We start from the raw sequence: 25,710 nt of genomic DNA, 5'->3' as shown, positions 1-25,710 counted from the left end.
TGCCCGCTAGAACAGACGCCAGAAGATCAGCGCCAACACGACAAGGACACCGGCCAGGATGCCGGCGCCGAGGGCATCCACGCGTGGGCCGGAACGGGCCTTTGGGCTCAACCACCACAGGAACCTGTTACTGGTCCAGGGCACCAGCCAGTTCAGCAGGATGATGCTGGCGCCATTGCCGATCAGCAAGGCAATCGCGAAGGGGATACCCCAGGCCGTGACGAGCAGCGGCATCTGCACGAAGTGGCCGAACAGAAACACCACGGGGTAGAGCATCGACAGAACAATGAGGTTCTGCTTCCAGATGGCGGGGGGCTTTTCCCCCTCACGCGGAACCGGAAACCATTGATCGAAGCCGGTACGCGCGATGCGGTAGTGGAACTCTTCCGTAAGCGGCTCTGCCTCCGCCACCATCGCCTTGCGCGTCGGCGAATCCAGCCAGGCTTGCAAATTGTCCTGCGTGTCGAAGCGCAGGATGGCCAGCCAATCATCCTGCACACCGGCGATCGGCGGCTCGAACCGATAGCCTTGCAGGCCCACAGCCGCAGACTGCGCAACGGCAATCCTTTGCTCCCAGCGCCGATAGGCCTCCTCGCAACCGGGTTTCACGCGGGTCGAGATGATGGCGGAAACGGGGGGCGACGCAGGCGCCTCGGCCGCCCCGCGCACGACATGAACATCGGCGCGTCCATTCAGCAACGGTTGCACCGTGGTCAGGCGCGCCAATCGCTCGGGCGAATTGAGCCAATGGATCGCCGAAACCGAATCCGCGAAGCGCTGCAGAATGACCCAGTCATCCTGCGCCGGCGGGCTCGGCGGCAGCACGGTCTGCTTCAGGAAACCGGGAAATCCTGCAATGATGCGGCTGGTCTCGCTCTGCCAGATGTCGAATTCGGCAGTGCGGTCCAGCCGCACGCCGGTCTGGGTGACGACGGTCGCCTCCGCCATGGTCGCGTCCATCATGCGGTCTGCAAATCTTTGTAGATGCGATCTGCCAAGAAGGGCAGATGCGCCAAGCGCACCCCGGTCGCCGCCGCCAAGGCGTTGGAAATGGCCGGCGCCACGGGGTTGATCGCGCATTCACCCTGGGATTTGGCGCCCAGCGGCCCGATCGTGTCATGCGTCTTGGCGAACATCACCTCGGTGCGCGGCGTGTCGGAGAAGGCGGGAATCCGGTAGTTGCGCAACGCTGGATTGGTCATCGTTCCATGATCGTCATACAGCATCTGCTCGGTCAGCGCCCAGCCGAGGCCCATCGCGATGGCCCCGTCGATTTGGCCCCGACACTGCATCGGATTGATCGGCGTGCCGATATCCGCAGCATGAACGCTGCGCAGGATTCGAATCTCCGCCGTGACCCGGTTCACCGCAAGGCGGAAGCCCTGCACGTTGAATGCGGTCGTGCGTGGGGACAGATAGGCTTTGCGCATCGCCTCGAACCGATGGCCGACAGCTCGGCCAGCGGCATGCAACTCGGTGAGAGGAATCCGGTGGTTGCCGGCCACCGCGACATCGGCTTCAAGGCCCCAGGCCTCGCGGTCCGTGCCCGTATGCCGGGCCGCGAAACTCAGGATATTGTCCCGCAGCGCCACGGCCGCCAGATTGACGGCCTGACCGGCCACCACAGTGCCGGTACTCGCGAAGGTTCCCGTATCGTAGGGCGTGCGATCGGTATCGGCATTGATGATGGCGATGGACCCGGCACGCGCCCCCAGCACCGACGCCGCAATCTGCCGGTGCGAGGTGACGGAGCCATTGCCCATCTCGGTCGATCCGACCGCGAGATGATAGGTGCCGTCGCCTTTGAGGCCCATCAAGGCGCCTGAGCGATGCTCCGTCGGCGGTCCGCAATCGAGCATGGCAAGCGCGACGCCAGTGCCCTCGGCCCAATCCGCGCCAGCCGGCATCGGCAAACCGCCGTCTTCCGCGAGCGCCGCCTCGACAAGATCCATGCATTGGTCGAGCCCGTAGCTGCCGAAGCCGACATCCGCCGTTTCCTCCCACACCGATTGGATCCAGTCATTGGGTCCGATCATGTTACGGCGCCGGATCGTAAAGGGGTCGATGCCGAGGCTACGGCCGAGATCGTCGATTGCGCATTCGATGGCGAAGGTGCTCTGGGACGCGCCATAGCCGCGAAAGCCACCGGCCGGGACCATGTTGGTATAGACCGCAAAGCCCTGGGCCTTCTTGTTGGCGCAGACATAGGCGCTCATCGGGCTGCCCAGGGATGCCCCCAGGGTTTCGCTGCCATGGCCGCCATAGGCGCCGGTGTTGGAGACGACGCGGATCTCGATCGCGGTCAGCTTGCCGTCGCTCTTGGCGCCGAGTTTCACATGCGTCGTCATCTGATGGCGCGTGCTGGCGCCGATGAACTGCTCCTCGCGCGTAAACTCCCACTTCACCGGCCGACCGAGCTTCATGGTCGCGAGAACGCACAGATCCTCGGACAGCATTTCCTGCTTACCGCCGAAGCCACCACCGACACGCTCGGTAAAGACATGCAGTTTCATCGGCTTCAAGTCGAAGATATGGCACAGCTTCTGTTTGGCGATGAACGGCGCCTGGGTGCTCGTGCGCACATGCATCCGGCCATCCTCGCCGGTCCATGCGATGGACCCATGCGTTTCCAGATGCGAATGCTGTACCCGCGATGTCGAATAGGTTTTTTCGTGAATGATGTCCGCTTCGGCAAAGCCCTTTGCCACGCTGCCGACTTCGCCATGGATATCGGCGAAGACATTGTCGCGCTCCGCGCCTGGCTCGGCATGAATCTGCGGGGCGCCCGGCGCCATCGCCTCCTCGGGATCGAAGACTGCCGGCAGGATCTCGTAACTCACATCCAGCGCGCGGCAACCTTCCTCGGCCGCCGCGACCGTTTCAGCCACCACGGCCGCGATCCGCTGCCCGACGAAACGCACGACATTGTCCAAGACCTTGGTGTCGTCGGGATCGACCAGATGATCCTCATGCGTTGCCGTGCTGAACAAGCGTTGCGGCACATCTTCCCAGGTAAATACTGCCACCACGCCGGGTATCGCCAAGGCCTTGTCGCGACCGATGGCGGTGATCCGCGCATGCGGATGCGGTGACCGCAGAACCTTCAAATGCACCAGCCCCTCGGGCGGGGCGATATCCATCGTGTAATGGGCGTGGCCGGTGACGATTCCGGGTCCGAAGGGATTGGGCAAATTGGTGCCGCAGGCCTTGCCGGCCGTGTCCGTCTCAACTTCAGTCAGGCCATGAATCGCATCGTCGATCGACCGGTAGCCGGTGCAGCGACAGAGATTGCCCTTGAGGTTCCGCGGCAGATCAGCGCGCTGCGCATCATCGAACGTCGCCACCGTCATGATCATGCCGGCGGTACAGAAACCGCATTGATAGGCCTGCGCGTTCAGGAAGGCTTGCTGCACGGGATGCAACTCGCCCGGCGGGGCGAGGCCGCGAATGGTGGTGACCGCATGTCCCATCGCGCGCCCGGCCGGGGTGATGCAGGAATGAACTGGATGTCCGTCGAGCCAGACGGTGCAGGCGCCGCAATCGCCTTGGTCGCACCCTTTCTTGACCCCGAAGGCGCCCTGGTCGCGCAGGAAGGTGCGCAGGCACTGACCCGGACCCGGCTCGGCCGTGACCGTCTCACCATCGATCAGGATGGACTTCGGGACGGGCGTGATGGCGTTCATGCGGCGGCTTCCGTCGGGGCTGAGAGTTCGACCCTGATCTGCTCGGCGAAGGCGCGGGTGAGGTGCCGCTTGTAGTCCGCGCGCCCATGGGGATCTTCGAAATACCCGTGTTCGTCGTCGATCCTGTCCATGATCGCCTGCCGCAGTTCCTCGGCAGTCGGCATCTCCGCAAAATGGATCTGCACCGGCGTGGGCGTCGCCGCCGTGATGGTCAGCAGGAAGCCCGCCTCATCCACGCCGCGTGTGCCGATGATCAGTGCGGCGGAGCGGCCGAGATGGGTCAGCGACATATGGCGACAGGCGAACCGCTTCGTCAGCGCCGCGATGGGAATGTGGATGCTACGCATCAGCTCCCCCGGGGCCAGGATATTGGCGTGGTTGCCCGTGATAAAGCTGGCCGATGGCACGACACGCGGCTCGCCGTCCCGTGGCCACAGCGTATAGGTCGCCTCCAGCGCCACGGCGAGCGATGTCAACGCGCCAGCGGGCAAAGACATGCAGATATTGCCGCCGACCGTCGCTGAATACTTAACCTTGAACGACGCCAGAAGGGACTGGCAGCAGAATGCGAAAAGCGGCGCAGCCGTCCATTCGGGCGGTGCGACGAAGCGATCGACCAAGGCGATCGGGCAGGTCGCCGCGATCTCCAACCCTTCAGGCGAAATTTGGAGCGCAGGCCAACCGAGCCCTTCGAGATCGATCAAGGTATCGAGCGCCCATTGCGGCTCGGAAAACAACCAGGTCCCGCCGGCGAGCCAGCCATAGCCGGCGCGCCAGGGCGGAATGTCGTTATCCGACCGGGGATGGCGGACATCCTTGATCGAGACGAGATCCATCGTGTTTCTCTTCTTGTTCGAGTGGCCGCGGGCGCAGGCTATCAGGGAAGCTGTGTGATCGACGTAGCACCGGGACCGGTGCTGACCAACATCGGCCATTGATGCGAGCCGAAGGGCACAGCCGGCGGCAGGAAGGGTGTCATCCCGCGCGCGGTCGCTTCCTTGATCAGGGCATCACGCGCATTGCCCCCCATCAGTTCGTAATCCATCAACCTGTCATTGCCGAAGAACAACGCACCGACAGCCCGATCCGAAATGATTCGCGTCAGCGAATCCAGCATATCCTGCGGCGTCGTCGTGAAGCCCATGGTCTCGATCAGGATCAGGCGCGAATTCATCGCATCCTTGTCGAAGAACTGAGCCAGAGTACTGAAAATAACGTTGTTCTGACGCGCCACATAGATCGTGTTGCTGGCGGCATAGGTGTCGGCCCAGCTTGGTCCGAGTTCTTTTTTCCAGCCGGCGATGACATCCATCCAATGATGAACCTGCGTTTCGGCGGCCCATTGGACATCCAGCTTGATCGGGGCTTTCTGCGCCTCGGCAAAGGCCTGCAAGGCCGGAAAGGTAATGACGCCCTTGGCCAGGCAGTCATCCATGAAGGCAATGTTCTGCTTCAGGATGACCCGGTTGTTGTCCAACCATTCGGCCGGCATCGCGGTCGCAGCCAGACTGTCGAGGGCCGTCTGCATCCGTGTGCGATAGGCCTGGATGGGGCCGCGCCAGGATTGATCGTCCGGCTTGTCGAGATGCGGTCCGGCAACGACGGCCAGCACCATCGTGCTGTGGCCGATCGACTTCAGAAGTTGATAGACGACCGGCACGGACGGCGCGGTGACGGGCGGCTGGCCGGGCCGATACAGGATAAGCTGCCCGCCAGCACCCGAAAACAGACCCAGAATGATCGGATGCCGCGCAAGAATACTTTGCTGAGCCAAGGCGCCCGCCTGACCATAGAGATCGAACATCGCATTGTTCAGCGCGATGACGTTGTCCGTGGCACTTTGCGGCGCAGCGGGAGGCGTCGCCGCAACGATATCATCCATGTAAGATGGGATATCGGCGGCATGGGCCACTGATCCCCATGCCAACAAACACGCGGACATCATCGCCGCACGACCCATTCGGCACATTATCGTCACGAAAGCGTTTCCCCCAACAGTTCCATTCGGTTAGCCTCGTTTCGGCATGACGGAGTAGGTTCCCTGTCTCAAAGCGAGAGTCTGAAAATTGATCCACCGTCTCAGGTTCGCCTGCCCTGTCAGGAGATGACGGCAAGCACCAGCCGGCTTACGACAACGGTAACGAATGGCGTAACATCGTTCCGTATCGAATCAAACCTGTTCCGCAACGGCGTCATCGATCAGCCGACCTTCGATCGCATGGTCAAGCGCCGCGGCGGTGTGACCCCCGGCGAGGCGCGACTGCGCTAGTGGAGCGGCGGGCGACGAGCATCCTTTGGTATCGGCGGTGCCTGCTCGCCATCGTGCTGCTGTTCATCGGCATCGGCGCGCGCTGGATCTGGGTCTACCGACATGGCCTCACGCTCGATATCGACGAGGCCGGTTATCTCTGCCTCGCCGTCGTCGATTATAACGGCCTGCTGTATGGCGGGCTGCACGGCTGGATCGCCGCGATCGACATGCCCAGCATCCAGGCGCCCTTGACCACGGCCCTCGCGTCTCTGGTGTTCGCACTCGTCGGGCCGCATGTCATAGCCGGGTTCGTCGTGCCCCTGGCGGCAGGCGCCGGATGCATCCTCGCCGCTTCCATGATGGGACGCGTGCTCGGCACGCGCCGTGTCGGCCTGATGGCGGCTGTGCTTACCGCCTCCTGCCCCGTCATCATCATCTATGCCCGGGCCTTCCAGTTCGCGATGCCGGCCGCGCTTGTCACGACGCTCGCCCTCGTCGCGATCCTCCGCTCCGCGCGCTTCGCGCGTGTGTCCTGGGGCGCCGCCTTCGGGCTCTGCCTCGGCTTGATGCCGCTGGCGCGGACGATGACCATCGCCTTCGTGCCCGGCCTCGTGGCGGCGGCCTTCATCGTCGTGATCGTCGATCCCCTGCACCGGATCCGCCGCCTCGGCGTGCTCCTCGGCAGCCTTGTCCTGGCCGGGTCGGTCAGTGCGACCTGGCTCTGGCCCAACGGCCGTCTGGTGACGCACTACCTTCTGAGTTACGGCTATGGCGGTCACGCGCGGAATTATGGGCCGCATACCTCCAAGCTTGGGTTCGACGCCTGGCGCGCTATGCTGCAGGACTTCGGCAGCAGCCTCTATCTGCCGCATCTCCTAATGATCATCCTGGGCTTTCTCGGTCTGCTCGCCATCACAGTGCGGAGCGCGGCGGCCGATGGCGCAGCGCAGACCGCGCGCCGCATCCTGCAGTCACAGGCACTGCCCGTGGTCATTGTCGCGGCGGAAGCCGTGCTCGTCCTCACCACATCCAACAACAAGGGCACCGGCTTCTTCGCGCCCATCGTGCCGAGCTTGCTGGCACTCACGGCATGGAGCCTGTGGCGACTCAGCACGTCCCGCCGGGTCGATGCGACGGTGGCCATTCTCGTCGCCCTTGTGGCGATTCTGGGCACCGTGCCGAGCCTGGATCTCCGGTCACCGCTGGCCCGTGAAACCGTCCTCGGCCTGCCCGTTCTCACGGGCATCACCGTCACGCAGGGGCGCGGCACCATCCAGATCGCGCAAGCCTTCGTCGGATACGGGGCAAGGGGCGCGGTCGAACCCGTCGATCGCACGACCAGTCGCGCCTGGGTCACGCTCAGCACCGTCGCCGCCGATTGGCTGACGCAAACCTTCGGTCTCCATGCCACGATCGCCTTCGCCTTTCGGAACGGGCTGTTTAACGTCAACACCGTCAACCTGGCGGAACTCCTGCACGCGCATGGCGCCTTCGCCGAAATCCAAATCGATCCCGCCGTGACGCGCCCGTCCGTGGCGGGCTATCGCGACTGGCTCAAGACCGTGAGCGCCAGCGCCTGCGCCCTGCTCACGTCCGATCGACTTGGCGGGGATTTCCCGCCGGCGATCGATCGGCCGATGGTGGCCGAAGCGGCGCGCCAGGCGGGGTTCGTGCAACGTCACCTTTGGCCAGCCCCGGACGGCCAGATGATCGGTGTATGGACGCCCGCCCTTACTCCGCCCCAGTGCGGCGTCTCAGTTCAAGGTTGAGAACGGCAGGTTGCGGCGCAGATCGTCCAGCGTACGGGCCATACCATCCGTGAAGGACAGCGCGGGTGCCCAACCCAGCACAGACTTCGCCCGCGCGACCGACAGGAGGCTGATCGGAACGTCGAAGGCCCGCGTCGCGGTCCGGGTCACATCCAGGGTTCGGCCCAGCCGGGTTTCCAGCTCGGCCACGATCTCATTGAGGCTGATGCCGACCCCACTCCCGACATTGAAGATGAAGGTCTCATGGCGGGGGGCTGCCGCCAGAGCGACCAGGGCCTGCGCCGCATCGGCGATGTGGATATAGTCCCGCACCACGTCACCGGTTCCCCAGATGGTAATCGGCAGACCGTTCAGAGCGTGATGCAAAAAGGTGGTGACCGCGCCAAGCCCGCGTGACAGGTCCTGGCCCGCACCATAGGGGTTGGCGATACGCGCGATCCGACAATCAAGGCCATGCATGGCCCGATAGAGACCGAGATAGACCTCCGCCGTCGCCTTGCCCGCGCCGTAGGCCGTGATGGGCGCCATGGGATGATCTTCCGATACCGGAACTGCATGCAGCTTGCCGTAGACCGTGCCGCCCGATGAGGAGAAGACCACACGACCAGCCCCGCGGCGATGCAGCGCGTCGAGCATGTCGATCGTCAAACCGACATTGGTGCGCAGATCGCCACCGGGATTGGCATTGGCGCTCGCCGGCAGCGATCCCCATGCGTAGTGATGGACCACGTCCGCTTTCGCCACCAGGGCATCCCAGTCGGCGGAACCGAGTTCCAAACGCCGGAACGTAACGCGGTCCGCCAAGGCGGCGGGCATCGCATGGACAAGAGGCCGACGCCCGGCGAGGGTGACCTGATGGCCGGCTTGCGCCAATAGCAGAGCCACATGCTTGCCGATGAAGCCGCCACCGCCGAGGATCAGGTGGTGCTCGCTCACCGCCCCGCCCCCGGTCCATGCGCCCGACCCAAGGCATCAAGCTGGCCGATATAGCGCTCCATGTCGAAGATCTCATGCGCCAGACGCATCGTCGCCTCCGACATTCCGCGGCACGCGGCAGGGTCCGATGCGAGACGCGTGATCTCCCGTCCCGCCGCTTCGGCATCGAGATGCGGCACGACGCCGGCCGCCGTCAGCGGGTCCGCCAGCATCAGGTCCGCCATACCGCTGGAGTCCCGAAAACAGATGACGGGAATCCCGCGACAGGCTGCGTCGATGGAGACATTGGGCAGCGGGTCGAGCCGCGAGGACAACAGAAAGGCATCCGCCAGGGCATAAATCGGCTCCAGATCCGCAACCTCACTGAGGAAGGTCACATGATCCTCCAGGCCCGATCGCTGTATCTGCTCATGCAAGTAAAGCGAATACTCCATGTCCTCGGTCGGCTCATAGCCATGACCGACCCAAACGAACTGCAAGGGACGCGCAAGGCCGCCGCGACGGGATCCTGATACCGTCGTGGACGCCGTCGCCAGGAAAAGATCCACACCCTTGCGGAACTCCACAGAACCGGCACCCAGCACCAGGAACGTCCCCAATTCCCGCGCCTGCGCAAGGCCGCCAAGCGTGGCCAGCGGCATGGGTTTGGGCAGCGACTTGCCCTTGGGCACCACCGACATGCCCTGCGGAAGAATGTGGATCGGGCGATCCTTCAGCGCCGGATGCACGGTTTCAGACGATCGCGCCACAATGGCTGCCGGAAAGACGATCTCGGTTGCCCAGTCAAAGGCGCTCCGAAGTTCGGCGACAGGCTGCACATAGGTCCCGAACTCATGGAGCAGAAAGAGCGTCGGCACCCCGTGCCGGGCGCAGACTTCCACGGCCCGGCGCGATTCGGAACTATTGACGATCGCGTATCGGAAGCGGCGGTTCGCGAACAACGACCGTAAGCCGTAGGCGATATCCACGCCCTCACGTTGGCTTGGCGGAAAAGGTCCATAGGTCTCGGCGCTCACGGCCTGGAAGTCCTGCGTCAATGGCCCATCGCCGAGGAGAACCGTGAACACATTGTAGCGCGCGGCCAAATGCCGGGCGATGTTCCAGCCCAGGATCGGCGCGCCACTGCGCGAGCTTTCATGCACGACGACTATGACGTTCTCACGGTCCGGCGCGCCCTGCCGCGCAGTGGCATGGGACAGGACGGGCATGGTGCCGGATCGGCCCTCCGCCCGGCCATGCTCGGCATAATGCAGAAATAGACCGAGGCCGGCGTGTAAAACATCCGGGTAGCGCGCGGCATAATAGGATGGGTCGAAGGTCGGGCAGGGTCCGATCCCCAGCGCTTCCCCCAGCAGCACATAATGCAACGCCGGATCGATCGTCCGCTGATCCAGACCCGCGCGTGCCCGATAGTCGTCGCTATCGAACAAGGCGGTGGCATGAACGCGTGCGACGGCCTCATCGAGCGCCGCCATCTCCCCAAATGCCTCCGCCTCCGCGCGCGGCGGAAGCGGCGGGGCGCCGGCATCCGGCGGGTTCAGCGCCGGCATCAGCGCCTCCGTCAGCGCCCCCGTCAGCGCACGGTCACGGCAGGTCATCGCCGCCCGCAAAAGCTGGGACGCCACTATCGCCTCGGCTGATGACGTGGATCGCCGCAGCAACCGCAATACCCCGGCTCGATGCAAAAGCGACGCTATGAGTGGCGCTCCGATCGGGGCGCGGATGCCAAGAACGACGATCTGTCTACCCAGAATGGCATTGCGTTCAGGGGCGGACCGCCGCAGCAACCCGATCAATACGCGTTTGCGCGCCGCCCATCGCGCCAATTCAAAAATGGCTCCGTTCTCCTGCTCATGGCTCTGGCCCAGGGCACGGGCCAGCCTCTGCCGGCGTTGGGTGTCGAGGGCTTGATGCGCGATTTCCTGTTGTCGCTGCGACGCCGCCAAGTCCTCCAGGCGGCTTTCAGCGGCCTGGGCACGGCGCAGAAGTTGGTCGCATTCGAGCGCGGCGGCACCCAGCCGCTCCGCCAAGGGAACCAGACGCGCCTCGGCGCGCCCCGCGCCGGCACGCTCAGTCGCGACCATGGCGCGAAGGTGGTCCATCTCGCCCTGGGCGCACGCCATGGCGGCCCGATGCTCGAGCAGGATGGCCGTGCGGTCATCTTCGGCCGCCTGCGCCCGGAAGGCCGCCGCGCGAACACGATCCTCCAAGGTCATGTTCGGCCACCACCCACCATCGATGCGGGGCAGTGTCGGGCGTTTCCAGCCGCTGACCTCGTAACCCGCGAGATGCGCAGGAAGTGTCCAGAACATCCGAGGATCGGGGATATGCGCGATCGGCTCGATCTCGCCGCGCCAGGCCACGCCCATGATCTGCATGGTCTGGTAAACCATCGTGCGCCAGCCCGCGTTGCGCATCACATCAAGCCCGGCCGCCACAAACGGGGAGGCCAGATCGTGGAACAGCACCAGGGCGGTGTCCGCCGCATTCCTGAGGGCCGCTTCCGCATCGCGGCAGGGTGCATCACCCTCGTGATCGGCATCGATGAAAATGAGGGACCAGCGGGTCCCGGTGGATTGGGACAGCGTGTCGATGGCGCCGGGGCTGGACCCTTCGTGGACGCTCACACGGTCGATGACGCCGGCGCCCTTGCAGGAGGCGCGCAGGCTTTCGGCAAAGTCGCGGTCCCCCAGGATGGGATCGACGGTATGCACCGCGCCTGCACCGAGGGCGAGGTGGACCGTCGACCAACCGCGCCAGCATCCCACTTCCAGGCAGGGTTTGCCGCGGACCAGAAGGGCGCTGTTATACAGGATCGCCGCCTCATCGCGGCTGGCGAATCCGGCATCCGGATTGCGGCGGTCGGTGTACCAGTTCTGCTCCACCCAGCGCCGCAACCACGGCCAGCGCGGCACGCGGGTATCCCCCACCACCATGTTCGGGAAGGCTGCATCCGGCATGATGACGGCGAGACCGGGTGAAACATAGTCCTTGTCCGGCAAAGCCGGCTGCGCACGGGCCATGGCGCCGCCGAGCTTGAGGTTCATCACACCCTGACTTATTCGTTACGATACAGCACAGTTATATCCCCGCGGCGCTGCCCTGTCCAGACAGGCGCGCGAAGAGGTCGAAACCGACATGACGCGCTTTGGCACCCCATATGGTCCAGAGGCATGACGAGGTGAGGGCCGAGCGCGGGCGCTGGCCAAACCCGACCCGCTATGACAGCCTTATAGGATAGACCCGGTTTGGGCTGTGACGTGGGAGAGCAATCAAGATGATCGACAAGATCGTCGGCAGCGTCGCTTCGGCGCTGGAGGGAATCGCAGATGGCGCGACGGTGCTCGTCGGCGGGTTCGGCGCCGTCGGGCAGCCGGATGTGCTGATCGAAGGCTTGATCGAGCAAGGCGCGCGTGACCTGACGATTGTCGCCAATAATGCCGGCGCGGGGCGGGTCGGCCTCGCCAAGCTGCTGGATGCGGGGCGCGTGCGGAAGATCATCTGCTCCTTCCCGCGCTCGGCCGGATCCGTCGTCTTCGAGGAATTGTTCAAGGCGGGCCGCCTGGAGTTGGAGATCGTGCCGCAGGGCACGCTCGCCGAGCGCATTCGCGCCGCCGGTGCCGGCGTCGGCGCCTTCTACACACCCACATCCTACGGCACCAAGCTTTCGGACAAGAAGGAAACGCGCGAGATCGGCGGCCGGCACCAGGTTCTGGAATACGCCCTGCCCGGCGACGTCGCGCTCGTCGAAGCCTGGGAAGCCGACCGTTGGGGTAACTGTACCTTCCGCAAAAGCGGACGGAACTTCAATCCGGTGATGGCGACCGCCGCCGCGCTGACGGTGGTGCAAGCGCAACACATCGTGCCCTTGGGGTCGCTGGACCCGGAAGTGATCGTCACCCCGGGCATCTTCGTCAACCGGGTCGTCCATGTCCCCTATGGCGATCCCCGTGGTTGAGGAGACAATGAGCATGAGCGATTTCACGCCCTTAAGCCGCAAGGACATGGCCCGTCGTGTCGCGGTCGACATTCTGGAGGGATGGTACGTCAATCTCGGCATCGGCATCCCGACCCTGATCGCCGATTGCATCCCCGAGGGACGCGAGGTGCTGCTGCATTCTGAAAACGGCATTCTCGGCATGGGTGCCGCGCCTGCGCCGGACACTATCGATCCCTGGCTGATCAATGCGGGCAAACAGCATGTGACGCTGCTTCAGGGTGGCGCGTTCTTCCATCATGCCGACAGCTTCGCGATGATCCGTGGCGGCCATATCGACCTTTGTGTGCTTGGCGCGTTCGAGGTGGCGCAGAACGGCGATCTCGCCAATTGGGCGACCTCCAACGCCGATGCGGCGCCGGCGGTCGGCGGCGCCATGGATCTCGCCGTGGGCGCAAAACGCATCTGGGCGATGACCGAGCACACCACCAAGGACGGCGCGCCCAAGCTGGTCGATCGTTGCAGCTACCCGCTGACGGCGCTGGGCGCGGTCAGCCGCATCTACACAAATCTGGCCGTGATCGACGTCACGGCGGATGGATTCCTGGTGCGCGAAATGGTGCCGGGGCTGACCTTGGACGCGCTTCAAACACGCACCGGCGCGCCTCTGCGCATGGCGGAGACAATCGATGGCTGAAGCCTTCATCTGTGACTTTACCCGCACGCCGATCGGCCGCTACGCGGGCGCTCTGCGCGACGTCCGCGCCGATGATCTGGCAGCGCATCCGCTGCGCGTGCTGCGGGAACGCAATACCTCGGTCGATTGGGATGCTGTGGACGATTGCTATCTCGGCTGTGCCAATCAGGCGGGCGAGGATAATCGCGATGTCGCGCGCATGGCGGTGCTGCTCGCGGGCTACCCAGTCGGCACGCCGGGCGGCACCGTCAATCGTCTCTGCGGTTCTGGTCTTGATGCCGTCGGCACCGCCGCGCGCATGATCCGCACGGGCGACGGCGATCTTTTGCTGGCCGGCGGCGTGGAGAGCATGACGCGTGCACCCTTCGTCATGGGCAAAGCGACCGAGGCCTTTTCCCGCCAGGCGGAGTTGCAGGACACCACCATCGGCTGGCGCTTCGTCAACCCCGCGCTGAAGGCCATCTACGGCGTCGATACCATGCCGGAGACGGGGGAGAATGTGGCGGAGCGCTTCGATATTTCCCGCGCCGATCAGGATGCCTTCGCATGGCGGTCCCAACAGCGCACCAAGGCCGCGCAGGACGAGGGCTATTTTGCGCGCGAGATCACGCCGATCACCATCAAGGGCCGCAAGGGCGACACGGTCGTGGCGGTCGATGAGCATCCGCGCCCGGAGACGACGCTGGAGGCTTTGGCGAAGCTCAAGACGCCCTTCCGGCGCGATGGCGGCTCCGTCACCGCCGGCAATGCCTCCGGCGTCAATGATGGCGCGGCCGCGCTGATTCTGGCGAGTGAAGCGGGCGCAGTACGGCACGGCCTCACGCCGCGCGCCCGTGTCGTCGCGATGGCGACTGCGGGCGTTGAGCCCGCAATCATGGGCATCGGGCCCGCACCCGCGACCGAAAAGCTGCTGGCCCGCACGGGGCTATCGATCAAGGACATCGACCTGATCGAATTGAATGAGGCTTTTGCCAGCCAGGCCTTGGCGGTGTTGCGACGCCTCGGCCTGCCGGACGACGCGCCGCATGTGAACCCGCATGGCGGCGCCATCGCCCTTGGCCATCCGCTCGGCATGTCCGGCGCCCGCCTCGCGATGACGGCCGTGCACACGCTGGAAATGCGGGGCGGGCGGCGCGCCATCGTCACCATGTGCATCGGCGTCGGCCAAGGCATCGCCATGTTGATCGAGCGGGTCTAGTCGCGGATGCTCATGGATTCGCGATTTTGTCCAAGTTGAACATTTTGACGCTCGCTACGCCGCCGGCCGTTGGTAGACTTGGCGCAAGAGACTGACAAAAAAGACGAGGGAGGGCGGCAAGAATGACCGACGCGCGAGCGGACAACCCGCGCCTCGGCTGGATTGTCCGCCCCCTTGCTGTCCTCCGCAGCCGACTGAAACAGGCGATGGGCCGCGCCCGCACCAACGCGCTGGAGACCTCGCGGACCCCCTAATTCCTGAAAGTCGCTGTGCTCAACGCATAACAAGGCTAAGGAAACGTCGACGATGGCCAATCATGACACGATCGAGTCTCAGCGGGCTTTTCTCGCAAAAAGCGCGCTAGACCTCCATGCCTCGGGACGGCCGGGCAAGCTGGAAACGCGCATCTCGAAACCCTTGGCCACGGCACGCGACCTGTCTCTCGCCTATTCGCCCGGCGTCGCCGCGCCTTGCCTGGAAATCGCCGCCAACCCTGATTTGGCTTATACCTATACTACGCGCGGCAATATGGTCGCGGTCATCTCCAACGGCACGGCGGTGCTTGGCCTCGGCAATATCGGCGCCCTCGCCTCCAAGCCTGTGATGGAGGGCAAGGTCGCGCTGTTCAAGCGCTTTGCCGATATTGATGGCATCGATCTCGAAGTGTCCACCGAAGACGTTGAGGAATTCGTCAATTGCGTGCGCCTGCTCGGACCTTCTTTCGGCGGTATCAACCTGGAAGATATCAAGGCGCCGGAATGCTTCATCATCGAAAGCCGGTTGCGCGAGTTGATGGATATCCCGGTCTTTCATGACGACCAGCATGGCACCGCCATCGTGGCGGCGGCCGGGTTGATCAATGCCTGTCTGCTGACGGGGCGCACGCTCGCCACGACGACGCTCGTGGTCAATGGCGCCGGAGCCGCCGGCATCGCCTGCATCGATCTTCTACTGACCCTTGGTATGAGGCGGGAGAATATCCTCGCCTGCGATACCAAGGGCGTCATTCATCGTGACCGCACCGATCTCAATCAATGGAAATCGGCCCATGCGGTCGAGACGCCGCTGCGCACACTGGCCGAGGCGATGCGCGGCGCGGACGTGTTTCTGGGCCTCTCCGCGCGGGGCGCGCTGACGCAGGACATGGTGCGCAGCATGGCGCCCAAGCCGATCATCTTCGCCCTCGCCAATCCCGATCCCGAAATCACGCCCGAGGAAGCGCGTGCCGCCTGCCCGGATGCGATCGTTGCCACAGGCCGCTCGGACTATCCCAATCAAGTCAACAACGTGCTCGGCTTTCCCTATATTTTTCGCGGCGCATTGGATGTGCGCGCAAGCACCATCAATGAGGCGATGAAGGCCGCCGCCGCACAGGCGCTCGCCGTGCTCGCGCGGGAAGATGTGCCCGATGAAGTGCATCGTGCGGCGGCGCGACAGCTGCGCTTCGGGCCGGACTACATCATTCCCAATGCCTTCGATCCACGCCTGATCACGCGCATTCCCATCGCCGTCGCGCGGGCCGCGATGGAGAGCGGTGTCGCGCGTCGGCCGCTGACCGAATCGCGCCGCTACGGGCGGGAGCTGGCAGCGCGGTTGGATACCGCCATGAACACCCTCGACCTCATCATGGAAGGGGTGCGCGATCAACCCCGCCGCATGGTCTTCGCCGAGGGCGAGCATGAAACGATGGTGCGGGCGGCAGCACAATTCCATAAGGAGGGGTTCGGTACTCCGATCCTGATCGGGAACGAAGTGCGCGTGCGTGCCGCCTTCGATCGGCTGGGACTGGTGTTGGAAGATGGCATCGAGATTCGTAATGCGCGCCTGTCTGAAGCGGAGGATCCGCACAACGCGCGCTATGTCGATTTCCTGTATGGCAGGCTGCAAAGGAAGGGCTATCTGCTGCGGGACGTGCAGCGCATGGTCAACCAGGACCGCAATGTCTTCGCCGCCGTCGCGGTCGCGCTGGGCGATGCGGATGGCATGGTGACAGGCCTCAGTCGCGCATCGAGCCAGGCGCTGGAAGCGGTGCGACTCGCCATCGATCCCAAGCCCGGCGGCGTGTCCTTTGGCTTGTCGATGATCGTGACGCAGCGCACCACCCTGCTGGTGGCCGACACGCTGGTCCATCACGAACCCACGGCGGAAGAACTGGCGGCGATTGCAATCGGCACCGCGCTCCGTATGCGCGCTTTAGGCCAAACGCCCCGCGTTGCTTTCTGCTCTCACTCCACCTTCGGGTTACCGCCAAATGAGGGCGCCGAACGCATCGCCGCCGCTATCCGGCTATTGGAGGCGCGGAACGTCGACTTCGAATTCGATGGCGATCTCAGCCCGGATGTGGCGCTCGATCCCAGTTTGCGGGAGGGCTATCCCTTCTGCCGGTTGACGGGCAATGCCAATGTGCTGGTCATGCCGAGCCTGGACGCGGCGCAGATCACCACGCAGATGGTGTCGCGCCTGGGTGAAGCGCGCGTGATCGGTCCGGTATTGACGGGGCTGGAACGCCCCGTGCAGATCGTGCCCATGGACAGCAAGGTCTCCGACCTTGTGGTCTTTGCCTGTCTGGCTGCGACGAGCATGGAGTAGTGGGACGCGCCTCGGTCATTCCACCGCGTAATCGACCTGATGGCGTGCGATGCGAATCCCCTCGAGCTGATCACGGACATCGAGATGCGCAGGATGCTGCGCATACGCCGTGAGGGCGGCGGCATCCGCGAACTCAGAATACAGAACGACATCGCAGGCGTAGGAGATGCGGCTGATATCGATGCCGACTTCGAGATGGAGAAGACCGGGAATCTTACCGCGCAATCCTTCGAAGGCGTGCTTGACGCGGATGGCCGATCGACCCTTTTCATCCGGGCTGTCGCCAGAGACGTTCCACATGACGATGTGCTTGATCATGATCGGCTCCCAGCGGTTTCACAGATGACATCGACCGCACAGTCTGTGAGTGATCCTCAACGCGAAGTCCAGATATCCGAGACGGTGCAACATCGCTTGCACCGCTCTTGCCTTATCGTTTGAAGCTGTGGCCATGGTAACACGCATGCCTGATGGGACTGGATGAGGATCGCCGGAGCCGTGAACGAAGGCCACACCGCCAGAGAGCAGCTTTATCACGCCACCCGCAGTCTTGCGGCCGGCATGGGCCCCCTGAAGGCGCGCTTGCGGGCGGCCCTGACGCCAGAGGTCATGGCCTTGCGGGCCGAAGACTTCCCTCGGGCCGACCTTGGCCGGCGGTTTGAAGCCGTGGTGCATGAGCTGGCGCCGGATCAACGGGCGCCCCTCGTCCTCGCGCAATGGTGGGATTTCGAGCTGAGCCATATCGCCGAAGAAATCGTCGATATCTACCATCAGCTGGCGCGGCAAGCCGAGGCCGACTGACACGCATGGTTCGATAAGAGGGGACTCCCCTCCAGCTCTAGTTCATGCTTTGTTCTCTTCGCGAGAAGGAGACCCCTGCATGATCGAGCCCTATCTTCTGCCCTCCTCCGAGGCCCGCTATGAGGCGCCCGATGAGGCCGCGTTGCATCGGGCGGCGCGCGCCGGCGTGCAGCGCCTGGGCCGCAGATCGGCCCATCCGGGCGACCGCACGATGGCGGCGCATGTGGCGGCGGAGGTCGTGCAAGCCCTTCGGGATGCCCATTACGTCATCCTCAAGCAACCGTCGCCTCAGATGGTTGAAGACATCGATCCTCCCAAAGGCGCATAATCATCCCTCCCGGATAGCTCTGCGGGGCTCGGATTGAATTCGACATGATCGGTCGCTTGTGCTTGAGTTTTCTCAAGAAAAGGGAGGTCATCCAATGATGCGCTTGCGAGATGCCGTCGACGCCGTGCAGCAGCGCGCGCAAGCAAATGCCGCGCTCCAGGCGAATTGCGTTTCGCGCCGCGACGCGGAGGTCAGCACCTACGAAGCCTTGTTCAAAACATTGGACGATTGGATGCAGCCTTATGTGGCTGAAGAAAAGATCCAGTCGCGCCGAATACAGATGATCGTCATCGACCCCGAATTGGGCGAACTGACCGTGCCCGCCTTGTCGATCCGGCCTGTTCCGACGGCCGGCATTGAAGTGACCGTGACGCCCACCGGCACGACATGCGCGAATATTCGCAATGAGATCAAACTCAAGCGCGCGGATGGCCTGTCGCGCACCGATGATTACTTCATCTACAAACTGGTCTCCGACGGGGCGAGCGCGCGGTGGTTCATTGCGCGCCGCAGCCGCAACGCGGGCAAACCCAAGCTTCTCCTACCGGAAACCTTCGAAGAAGCCGTGTGTGCCCTCATTCTGGCCTGACGGCGTACGGCTTCGCGATGACCCCCACGAGCGCCGCGAGGGTGGGGAAAACCTCGGGCGCACCGGCGGCAAGGGCATGGCCGGTCCACATTCCCTCATCGGCGAGGAAATCGCTAACCGTGCCCCCGGCGGCTTCGATCACCGCGAGCGCGCCCAGACAGTCCCAGCTATTGATGCGCTGCTCCACGTAGCCCAGCAGGCGCCCGCAACCGACGTAACATAGCATCAGGGCACCCGAGCCGTTGCGATAGAAGGTCGCGCCCTGGTCCAGCAAAGCCGACACCAGCGGCAGGAAGTCGGCGGCGGGGATCTTGTTGTTATACCCAAGGCCGACTAGGCCATCCGTGATGCGCGCATTGGGGCGCACCGCAATCGGCTGGCCGTTCAGCGTCGCGCCACCGCCGCGCCGGCCGACGAAAAGCTCGTTCTGCGCTGGGCTGAAGACGAAGCCCAGTTCCGCGATCCCGTCGAACACGAAAGCGATGGAGACGCACCAACCGGGCATGCCGCTCACGAAGGGCTGCGTGCCGTCGATCGGGTCCACAACCCAAATACCGCGCGCCGTGGCGGCGACCTCGGTGCGGCCGGTTTCCTCGCCGAGAAAGGCATCCTCGGGGAAGGCCGCCGCGATCCGATCCTTGATCAGAATTTCGGTATTGAGGTCGGCCTCGCTCGCCATGTCCTGCGGGCCCTTGCTGGTGACGGTGAGGCTGCCGAGCCTCTGGAAATAGCCGAGTGCCAGGGCGCCTGCCTCCTCGATCAGCCGGGAAGCGAAGGCGAAGCGCGCGTCAAGATCGGAGTGTTCCATGGGTCTGACAGTCCTCTGGTCGCCCCATATTGAGTGAGGGGCCGCCATCCGCTAGCACGGCGCATGGCCGACATCACCCAGTTCATGCCCAATGCCACCATCCATCTGCACCGGCACGACCTGCCGCCCGGGCTCGACCTCGGTGCCGTCATCGCCGTGGATACCGAGACCATGGGCCTCGACCCGCGGCGGGACCGGCTGTGCTTGATCCAGCTTTCCGCTGGGGACGGGCAGGCCCATCTGGTGCAGCTCATTCCCCCGAGCCTGGGCGGTCACGGCTATGACTGCCCCAACCTCAAGGCCCTGCTGGCCGACCCGGCGCGGGTGAAGCTGATGCATTTCGCGCGCTTCGACGTGGCGATGCTGTTCCACGCCCTGGGCATTCGGGCGACGCCGGTCAAATGCACCAAGATCGCCGCCAAGCTGGTGCGCACCTTCACCGACCGCCATGGCCTGCGCGATTTGTGCAAGGAGATTCTGGGCGTCGATATCAGCAAGCAGCAGCAGACCAGCGACTGGGGTGCGCCGGAGCTTTCGGCCGAGCAACTGGCCTATGCCGCGTCTGACGTCTTGCACCTGCACGCGCTCTGGGCGCGGCTCGAGGCGCTGCTGATCCGGGAGAACCGGCTCGCCCTCGCGCAAGCGTGCTTCGACTTTCTGCCGGCACGCTGCGAACTCGATCTCCTGGGCTATGATGAGCCCGATATCTACGCCCATCGCGGCTGATACGCGGGCGGCGCCTGCCCCAGCGCAGCCGGTCGTGCTAGTTGAGAGTGATGTGCAAGTGGTGGAAACGGCCATGATCGATCTCGATTACCAAGCCTTCGACGCAACGCCCGTCTCGTCCGACCCCTATGACCACATCCTGGTCGAAAATTTCGTGAAACCCGCCTCGCTCGGCGAAGTCGTGCGCGAACTGCCCAAGCTGGATAAGGGCGGCTCCTTCCCGATCGGCTCACTGCGCCTCGGGCCTCATGCAACTGAGTTGATGAAGGCGCTGGAAGGCCCGCGCTTCCGCGCGGCGGTGGCGCGGAAATTCGGCCTCGACCTCGCTGATGCGCCGACGATGGTGACGCTGCGCGGGGCGAGCCGCGAGAAGGATGGGCGCATCCATTGCGACAGCCACACGAAGCGCGTCACGATCTTGCTGTATCTCAATCCAGAGACCGAGGCCTGGGCGCGGCGCGAGGGCTGCCTGCGCCTACTGCGCGGCCCGGATGATATCGAGGATTACGCGGTGGAAGTGCCGCCCGTGAACGGCACGCTGCTGGTGTTTCCCAATGGCCCCACGACCTGGCACGGCCATAAGCAATTCGTTGGCACCCGCTATGTCATCCAGCTCAATTACATGACGAGTGACGGCGAGGCGCGGTCCGAAATGCGGCGCCACAAGGTCTCCGCCTTCGTCAAACGCCTGACCATGGCCTCCTGAGCCTCATGGCGGAGAAGGACGAGAGCCCGATCCGTAACCTGACGGAGACGGTGCTTTCGGACGAACATTTCCTCCTGCGGCGGATGGAGTTCGAGCAGCGCCGCCGCGACGGGCGGTGGCTGAAGCTGACGCGCGAGCTGTACGACCACGGCAATGCCGCCGCCGTGCTGCCCTATGACCCCAAGCGCGGCACCGTGCTTTTGGTGCGACAAATCCGCTTCGTGACCTATCTGAGCGGCCATCCGCATCCGATCATCGAAGTCTGCGCCGGGATGCTGGAAAGCGACGACCCCGAGACGGCGATTGTGCGCGAGGCGCAGGAGGAGATCGGCTATCGCATTTCCCATCCGCGCCGGGTCTTCGACGCCTTCATGAGTCCCGGCTGCTTTTCGGAGAAGCTGTCCTTCTTCGTGGCGACCTATGATCAGGCCGACCGCATCGGTCGCGGGGGCGGGTTGGCCGATGAAGGCGAAGATATCGAGGTGCTGGAAATGCCCCTCGATGAGGCGGTGGCAATGATCTCCGACGGCCGCATCGTGGATGCCAAGACCATCATGCTGCTGCAATGGGCCAAGCTGAACCCGATCGAGTCTACTCAGCCACCAGTCGCGTTACCACGGCCTGGCTGACGCGGGGCTCGCCGATGCTCTCGACCAGCGCCGATAGCATGGGCGCCGCGTCCTCCTCGAAGCGGAAGGGCGGGTTGATCACCAGCAGGCCGCAGCCGCCCAGATGGTCGAATTCGTTCGGCGGACGGAGCATGAACTCGGTCGCCACCACATCCCGTAAGCCGCTCTCGGCCACCGCAAGGTAAAACGCCCGCACCCGGGCGCGGTATTTGATCGGATACCAGGCGGCGAAAACCCCACTCGGGAAGCGGGACACGCCCTCTTGCAAGCCGGCAAGCAGACGATCGAACTCCCCCAATTCCTCGAAGGGCGGATCGATCAGCACCAGGCCACGACGCTCCTTCGGGGGCAGGAAGGCGCGGAGGCCTTCATATCCGTCACGCAAATGGACCGCGACCTGCGCGTCCGCGCGAAACAGGCGGCGGAGCGAAAGCTGCTCCTCGGGATGCAGCTCGCAGGCCACCAGACGATCCTGCGGACGCAGCAGCGCACGGGTGATGCGGGGCGAACCGGGGTAGAGGCCGAGACCGGCCACGGTCGTCACGTAATCAGCGATGGCCGGGTTTTGCCGGGCATGGGGATCCTCCATCAGCCGGGCGATGCCATCCCGCCATTCCCCAGTGCGCTCGGCTTGGGGGCCGCTGAGGTCGTAGCGGCCGGACCCGGCATGGGTATCGAGCACGCAAAAGCCGCTGTCTTTGCGGGCGAGGGCACGCAGCAGCCAGATCAGCAAGGCGTGCTTCATGCAGTCGGCGAAATTGCCGGCGTGAAAGGCGTGTCGATAATTCACGGGACCATCCAAACGGGTTGGCCAGAGTAGAGACACCAGCCACCAAGCTCAATGCAGCGGTCATGGGCCACTAACCCACTGGTAACGTCTGAACCCTAGGGTGTCGCGTGGCTGCGCAACCAACACCCCGGTACCTGATCCTCGATGGCTGAATTTCTCGAAACGCTGATGGGGTCCTTCCATTACCTCACCGGTGGCAGCGAATCCCTGACTCCCTTCCTGGCCGCCTTCCAGGCTTTGGAGCCCGATGCCGCCGTCGCCAAGATTATCGGCGCGGCCCTCGCATCCCTGCTGGCCGATCGCCCGGAGGAGGCGCTGCGGCATCTCGAATACGCCCAACGGCTGTCCCCGTCGCAAAGCCTGATCACACTGCTGATCGGGGATCTACGCCTGTCGCTCGGGCGGCGCGACGCGGCCGAGCCCTTCGACCTGCTCATCCGGCGCACCGGATGGAGCGGCATGTGGCTGCGCATGGCGCGGACGCGGCTGCTGTTCGGGGAAGCGACGCAGGCGGCCGCCGATCTGCATGAGACGCTCAGTCGTAATGCGCCCGATCGCAGTGCAGCGATGTGGGCCCTGGCCAATGACATCGCCGATGCCACCGGCGCCTTCGGCTGGTGCGGCCTCGACAATCAGGGGATCGTCATGGTGGGCGGCGCGGCGGCCGGCCGTGACCGGTCCGACATCGCCATCACGCTGGATGGGGAGCCGCTTCAGGTTACCGGCTACGGCGCGCGCGTCGGCGCGGCGCCGCGTCGTTTTCGGATCAGAGGGGAATGGGCGAACGGCGCGCTGCTGCGCGTGGCCGCGAAAGGCGTGCCACTGATTGGCAGTCCGATCGCCGTTCAATCCGTGCGCCGGATTGAAGGCTTCGTCTCCTCCGATCATGGCGCCTTGCACGGCTGGTGCTGGCTTCCCGGCCAGCCGGGGATCGACCCCCGAATTCTGATGCGCAGCCGCAGCGATAGCAGCCTCATCATCGAAACCGAGGCCCGTTACGTCGAGGATGTCGAGAACCTCAAGACCCTGGCGCTGCGCAAGAGCTTCGACCTTACGCCGCAGCAGATTCTCGCCCTGGGGGGCGGCGTGGATGTGGTGGGGCCCAATGGCGGCGCGCTGTATGGCAGCCCGCTCAACCCCTTGGGGGAGACGCGCAGCGCCGTCGCCATCGCGACGCGGCTGGCACGCCGCTTCCCCGCTCTCGGCGCGCCAGAGGGGCCGCTCGACGACGATGCCAGCGAGATGAGCATTCCCGCTGGGCGTCGCGGCTTGCGATCCGCCCAGCCCGCACCGCCCCACCGCCGGGACATTCTCATCGTCATCCCTGTCTATCGCGGCTTGCAGGTCACGCTCGACTGCATCGAGAGCGTTCTGCTGGCGCTGACCCCGGAGCAAGAGATTCTCGTCGTCGTCGATGCCTCACCCGATCCTCTGCTCGTCGAGCGGCTTCGCCGCTTGGCGACGGCCGGCAAGATCACTTTGTCGTTGCAGCCGATCAATCGCGGCTTTCCCATCACCGCCAACGTCGGCTTGCGCGCGGCGGCGGAGCGCGACCGCGACGTCATTCTTCTCAACAGCGATACCTTGGTGACGCCGGGATGGGTGGAGATGCTGCGCGCAGCGGTGGACAGCGGCGATGATATCGGCACCGCGACGCCGCTATCGAATGCCGCGACCATCTTCAGCTATCCCGATACCGACCGGACCAATCCGATTCCCGATCTGGACGATGCCTGTGCCTTGGCCATCGCGGCACGGGCGGCGAACGGCGACGCCGTGGTCGATGTACCGACCGGCCACGGTTTCTGCATCTACATTCGATACGAATGTCTGTTGGAAACCGGCCTGCTGCGCGATGACGTCTTCGGCCAGGGCTATGGCGAGGAAAACGATTTCTGCATGCGCGCGCGTCACCTCGGCTGGCGTCACGTCGCGGTGCCCGGTGCTTACGTCGGCCATATCGAGGGGCAGTCCTTCACGGCCGCAAAGACGCATCTCACCAAGCGCAATCTTGCGATCCTCAATCGCCTTCATCCTGGCTATGACCGGTTGATCGCAGCATGGCAGACGGAGGCGCCGCTCGCCCTGTATCGGCGGGCGATCGACCTCACGCGCTGGTTCGCATCCCAGGGCGATCGCGACTCCTTGCTGCTGGTCGCGCATGATCGCAGCGGTGGCGTGCTGAAACACGTCAACAAGCGCGCCATCGATGCCTCCGAACGCGGGTTTCGCGACATCGTTCTCAAGCCGCACAACACCGCGCAGGGCCGCTTCCTGCTGGTCGAGAGCCCGTCCGAGGAGGCCTATCCCAATCTACGTTTCGACCTCGATCGGGAGCGTGCCGCCTTTATCGCCTTTCTGATCCGCTGCAACGTGACCCTGGTCGAGGTTCACCATTTCATCGGCCAGAATCAGGCGCTCTTCGAGATCATCACGGAGCTTGGGCTGCCCTACGAAGTCTATATCCATGATTATTCGTGGTTCTGCCCGCGCATTACCCTGACCAATGACAATAGCCGCTATTGCGGGGAGCCGAACCTTGCCGGCTGCACGACCTGCGTCCGCGATCACGGCTCCAATCTCGGCGAGGATATCATGCCGGCGGCCTTGCAGGAGCGTTCGGCACGGCTGTTCCTCGGCGCCCGCAGCGTGATCGTGCCATCGGGTGATGTGGCCCGCCGAATTGCCGCGCGCTTCCCTGTGCAGCCGGCGATCGAGCCGTGGGAGAGCACGACCCGCGCGCTCAAGCTCAAGCCGCTGCGGCCAGTTCGGGACGGTGAGGTGCGGCGCATCTGTGTTGCCGGCGCCATCGGATACGAGAAGGGCTACGAAATTCTGTTGAGCTGCGCCCGCATGGCTGCGGAAGCGCGACTGCCGATCGAATTCGTGGTCGCGGGCTTCACCTGTGACGATTTGCGGCTTCTCGAAACCGGCCGGGTGCGCATTACCGGCCGCTACGAGGAACCGGAAGCGGTTGATCTGATCCGGCGGCAGGATACCGATGTTGCGTTTCTGCCGGCGCTGTGGCCGGAGACTTGGTCCTATGTGCTGACACAGTTCTGGGACGCCGGTTTGCCCGTGGTGGCCTTCGATATCGGAACCCCGAGCGAACGAATCCGCGCCCATGAGGGAGGGATTCTTCTGCCTCTGGGCATGCCGACGAAGCAAATCCTAAGCGCATTCCTTCGCCTGAGTTCCGGCGGTGGACATTAGGACTTTCTACATGCGGACGAAGATATCTCTTAGGGCATAGCCGCTAGAGATAGTGTTCGG

The 25,710-nt window shown here is 64.4% G+C and carries 22 protein-coding genes; 13 read left to right on the top strand and 9 right to left on the bottom strand.

Translation table 11 applies throughout. The features are described 5' to 3' along the window. Positions 1–6: 6 nt before the first annotated feature. From QP803_RS21055 to QP803_RS21040, 4 genes are read right to left on the bottom strand one after another with little or no spacing between them, the layout of a single operon-like run. Entirely contained in the window at positions 7–963 is a 957-nt protein-coding gene (locus QP803_RS21055; protein WP_284945425.1) for a putative antibiotic biosynthesis monooxygenase, read from the bottom strand. Further along, positions 960–3,683, bottom strand: a complete 2,724-nt coding sequence (locus tag QP803_RS21050) for a molybdopterin-dependent oxidoreductase (protein WP_284945424.1) — start codon at positions 3,681–3,683, stop codon at positions 960–962. The genes QP803_RS21055 and QP803_RS21050 overlap by 4 nt, the downstream gene beginning before the upstream one ends. Continuing rightward, positions 3,680–4,519 carry an FAD binding domain-containing protein gene (locus QP803_RS21045; RefSeq protein WP_284945423.1) on the bottom strand — a complete coding sequence of 280 codons (840 nt, stop codon included), beginning with the start codon at positions 4,517–4,519 and terminating at the stop codon, positions 3,680–3,682. The genes QP803_RS21050 and QP803_RS21045 overlap by 4 nt, the downstream gene beginning before the upstream one ends. Positions 4,520–4,560: 41 nt before the next feature. Then, positions 4,561–5,565, bottom strand: a complete 1,005-nt coding sequence (locus tag QP803_RS21040; RefSeq protein ID WP_284945422.1) for a sugar phosphate isomerase family — start codon at positions 5,563–5,565, stop codon at positions 4,561–4,563. A gap of 222 nt (positions 5,566–5,787) precedes the next feature. On the opposite strand from QP803_RS21040, the gene QP803_RS21035 reads away from it, so the two are divergent. Together QP803_RS21035 and QP803_RS21030 are read left to right on the top strand one after the other, a co-directional pair. After that, a complete protein-coding gene (locus tag QP803_RS21035) occupies positions 5,788–5,952 on the top strand; it encodes a hypothetical protein (protein WP_284945421.1) in 165 nt (54 codons plus the stop codon). Continuing rightward, entirely contained in the window at positions 5,952–7,703 is a 1,752-nt protein-coding gene (locus QP803_RS21030; RefSeq protein ID WP_284945420.1) for an ArnT family glycosyltransferase, read from the top strand. Before QP803_RS21035 ends, QP803_RS21030 begins: the two co-directional genes overlap by 1 nt. Here the strand turns inward: QP803_RS21030 and QP803_RS21025 are convergent. Together QP803_RS21025 and QP803_RS21020 are read right to left on the bottom strand one after the other, a co-directional pair. Then, positions 7,689–8,639, bottom strand: a complete 951-nt coding sequence (locus QP803_RS21025) for an NAD-dependent epimerase/dehydratase family protein (RefSeq protein ID WP_284945419.1) — start codon at positions 8,637–8,639, stop codon at positions 7,689–7,691. The two genes, QP803_RS21030 and QP803_RS21025, sit on opposite strands and share 15 nt — an antisense overlap. After that, entirely contained in the window at positions 8,636–11,686 is a 3,051-nt protein-coding gene (locus QP803_RS21020; RefSeq protein WP_284947992.1) for a glycosyltransferase, read from the bottom strand. Before QP803_RS21020 ends, QP803_RS21025 begins: the two co-directional genes overlap by 4 nt. A 230-nt stretch (positions 11,687–11,916) precedes the next feature. Here QP803_RS21020 and QP803_RS21015 point away from each other — a divergent pair, with 230 nt between their 5' ends. From QP803_RS21015 to QP803_RS21000, 4 genes are all read left to right on the top strand, one after another. Next, a complete protein-coding gene (locus QP803_RS21015) occupies positions 11,917–12,597 on the top strand; it encodes a 3-oxoacid CoA-transferase subunit A (protein ID WP_284945418.1) in 681 nt (226 codons plus the stop codon). Positions 12,598–12,604: 7 nt separating this feature from the next. After that, complete coding sequence (locus QP803_RS21010; protein WP_284945417.1) at positions 12,605–13,273, top strand: 3-oxoacid CoA-transferase subunit B; 669 nt, start codon at positions 12,605–12,607, stop codon at positions 13,271–13,273. Beyond that, complete coding sequence (gene pcaF / locus QP803_RS21005; RefSeq protein ID WP_284945416.1) at positions 13,266–14,471, top strand: 3-oxoadipyl-CoA thiolase; 1,206 nt, start codon at positions 13,266–13,268, stop codon at positions 14,469–14,471. Before QP803_RS21010 ends, pcaF begins: the two co-directional genes overlap by 8 nt. A 306-nt stretch (positions 14,472–14,777) precedes the next feature. Then, on the top strand, positions 14,778–17,060 hold the full coding sequence (locus QP803_RS21000) for an NADP-dependent malic enzyme (RefSeq protein ID WP_284945415.1): 2,283 nt from the start codon (positions 14,778–14,780) through the stop codon (positions 17,058–17,060). A 15-nt stretch (positions 17,061–17,075) separates the two neighbouring features. Here the strand turns inward: QP803_RS21000 and QP803_RS20995 are convergent, their stop codons facing one another. After that, positions 17,076–17,378, bottom strand: coding sequence for a Dabb family protein (locus QP803_RS20995; RefSeq protein ID WP_284945414.1), 303 nt, complete (start codon positions 17,376–17,378; stop codon positions 17,076–17,078). A gap of 180 nt (positions 17,379–17,558) precedes the next feature. On the opposite strand from QP803_RS20995, the gene QP803_RS20990 reads away from it, so the two are divergent. From QP803_RS20990 to QP803_RS20980, 3 genes are all read left to right on the top strand, one after another. Continuing rightward, positions 17,559–17,861 carry a hypothetical protein gene (locus tag QP803_RS20990; protein ID WP_284945413.1) on the top strand — a complete coding sequence of 101 codons (303 nt, stop codon included), beginning with the start codon at positions 17,559–17,561 and terminating at the stop codon, positions 17,859–17,861. 79 nt (positions 17,862–17,940) lie between these two features. Next, positions 17,941–18,189: a hypothetical protein gene (locus QP803_RS20985; RefSeq protein ID WP_284945412.1), complete on the top strand. Its 249-nt coding sequence runs from the start codon at positions 17,941–17,943 to the stop codon at positions 18,187–18,189. Between the two features lie 94 nt (positions 18,190–18,283). After that, complete coding sequence (locus QP803_RS20980; protein WP_284945410.1) at positions 18,284–18,778, top strand: hypothetical protein; 495 nt, start codon at positions 18,284–18,286, stop codon at positions 18,776–18,778. Here the strand turns inward: QP803_RS20980 and QP803_RS20975 are convergent. Then, the gene (locus QP803_RS20975) at positions 18,765–19,586 is read right to left on the bottom strand and encodes an inositol monophosphatase family protein (RefSeq protein WP_284945409.1); all 822 of its coding nucleotides are present in this window, start codon (positions 19,584–19,586) and stop codon (positions 18,765–18,767) included. The two genes, QP803_RS20980 and QP803_RS20975, sit on opposite strands and share 14 nt — an antisense overlap. A 63-nt stretch (positions 19,587–19,649) precedes the next feature. Between QP803_RS20975 and QP803_RS20970 the strand changes: the two genes are divergently transcribed. From QP803_RS20970 to QP803_RS20960, 3 genes are all read left to right on the top strand, one after another. Next, complete coding sequence (locus QP803_RS20970) at positions 19,650–20,312, top strand: ribonuclease D (RefSeq protein WP_284945408.1); 663 nt, start codon at positions 19,650–19,652, stop codon at positions 20,310–20,312. A 73-nt stretch (positions 20,313–20,385) separates the two neighbouring features. Beyond that, the gene (locus QP803_RS20965; RefSeq protein WP_284945407.1) at positions 20,386–21,018 is read left to right on the top strand and encodes a 2OG-Fe(II) oxygenase; all 633 of its coding nucleotides are present in this window, start codon (positions 20,386–20,388) and stop codon (positions 21,016–21,018) included. 5 nt (positions 21,019–21,023) lie between these two features. Beyond that, the gene (locus QP803_RS20960) at positions 21,024–21,647 is read left to right on the top strand and encodes an NUDIX domain-containing protein (protein WP_284945406.1); all 624 of its coding nucleotides are present in this window, start codon (positions 21,024–21,026) and stop codon (positions 21,645–21,647) included. Here the strand turns inward: QP803_RS20960 and QP803_RS20955 are convergent. After that, positions 21,610–22,437 (bottom strand): 23S rRNA (adenine(2030)-N(6))-methyltransferase RlmJ, encoded by an 828-nt coding sequence (locus tag QP803_RS20955; protein ID WP_284945405.1) that lies wholly within the window; start codon positions 22,435–22,437, stop codon positions 21,610–21,612. The genes QP803_RS20960 and QP803_RS20955 overlap by 38 nt on opposite strands. Before the next feature lie 144 nt (positions 22,438–22,581). On the opposite strand from QP803_RS20955, the gene QP803_RS20950 reads away from it, so the two are divergent. Further along, positions 22,582–25,650, top strand: a complete 3,069-nt coding sequence (locus tag QP803_RS20950; RefSeq protein WP_284945404.1) for a glycosyltransferase — start codon at positions 22,582–22,584, stop codon at positions 25,648–25,650. Positions 25,651–25,710 lie beyond the last annotated feature (60 nt).

It is taken from the genome of Acidisoma sp. PAMC 29798, assembly GCF_030252425.1.
Lineage (GTDB): Bacteria > Pseudomonadota > Alphaproteobacteria > Acetobacterales > Acetobacteraceae > Acidisoma > Acidisoma cladoniae.
Note: the sequence above shows the minus strand (reverse complement) of the source record. Positions and strands in the feature narration are given on the sequence as shown.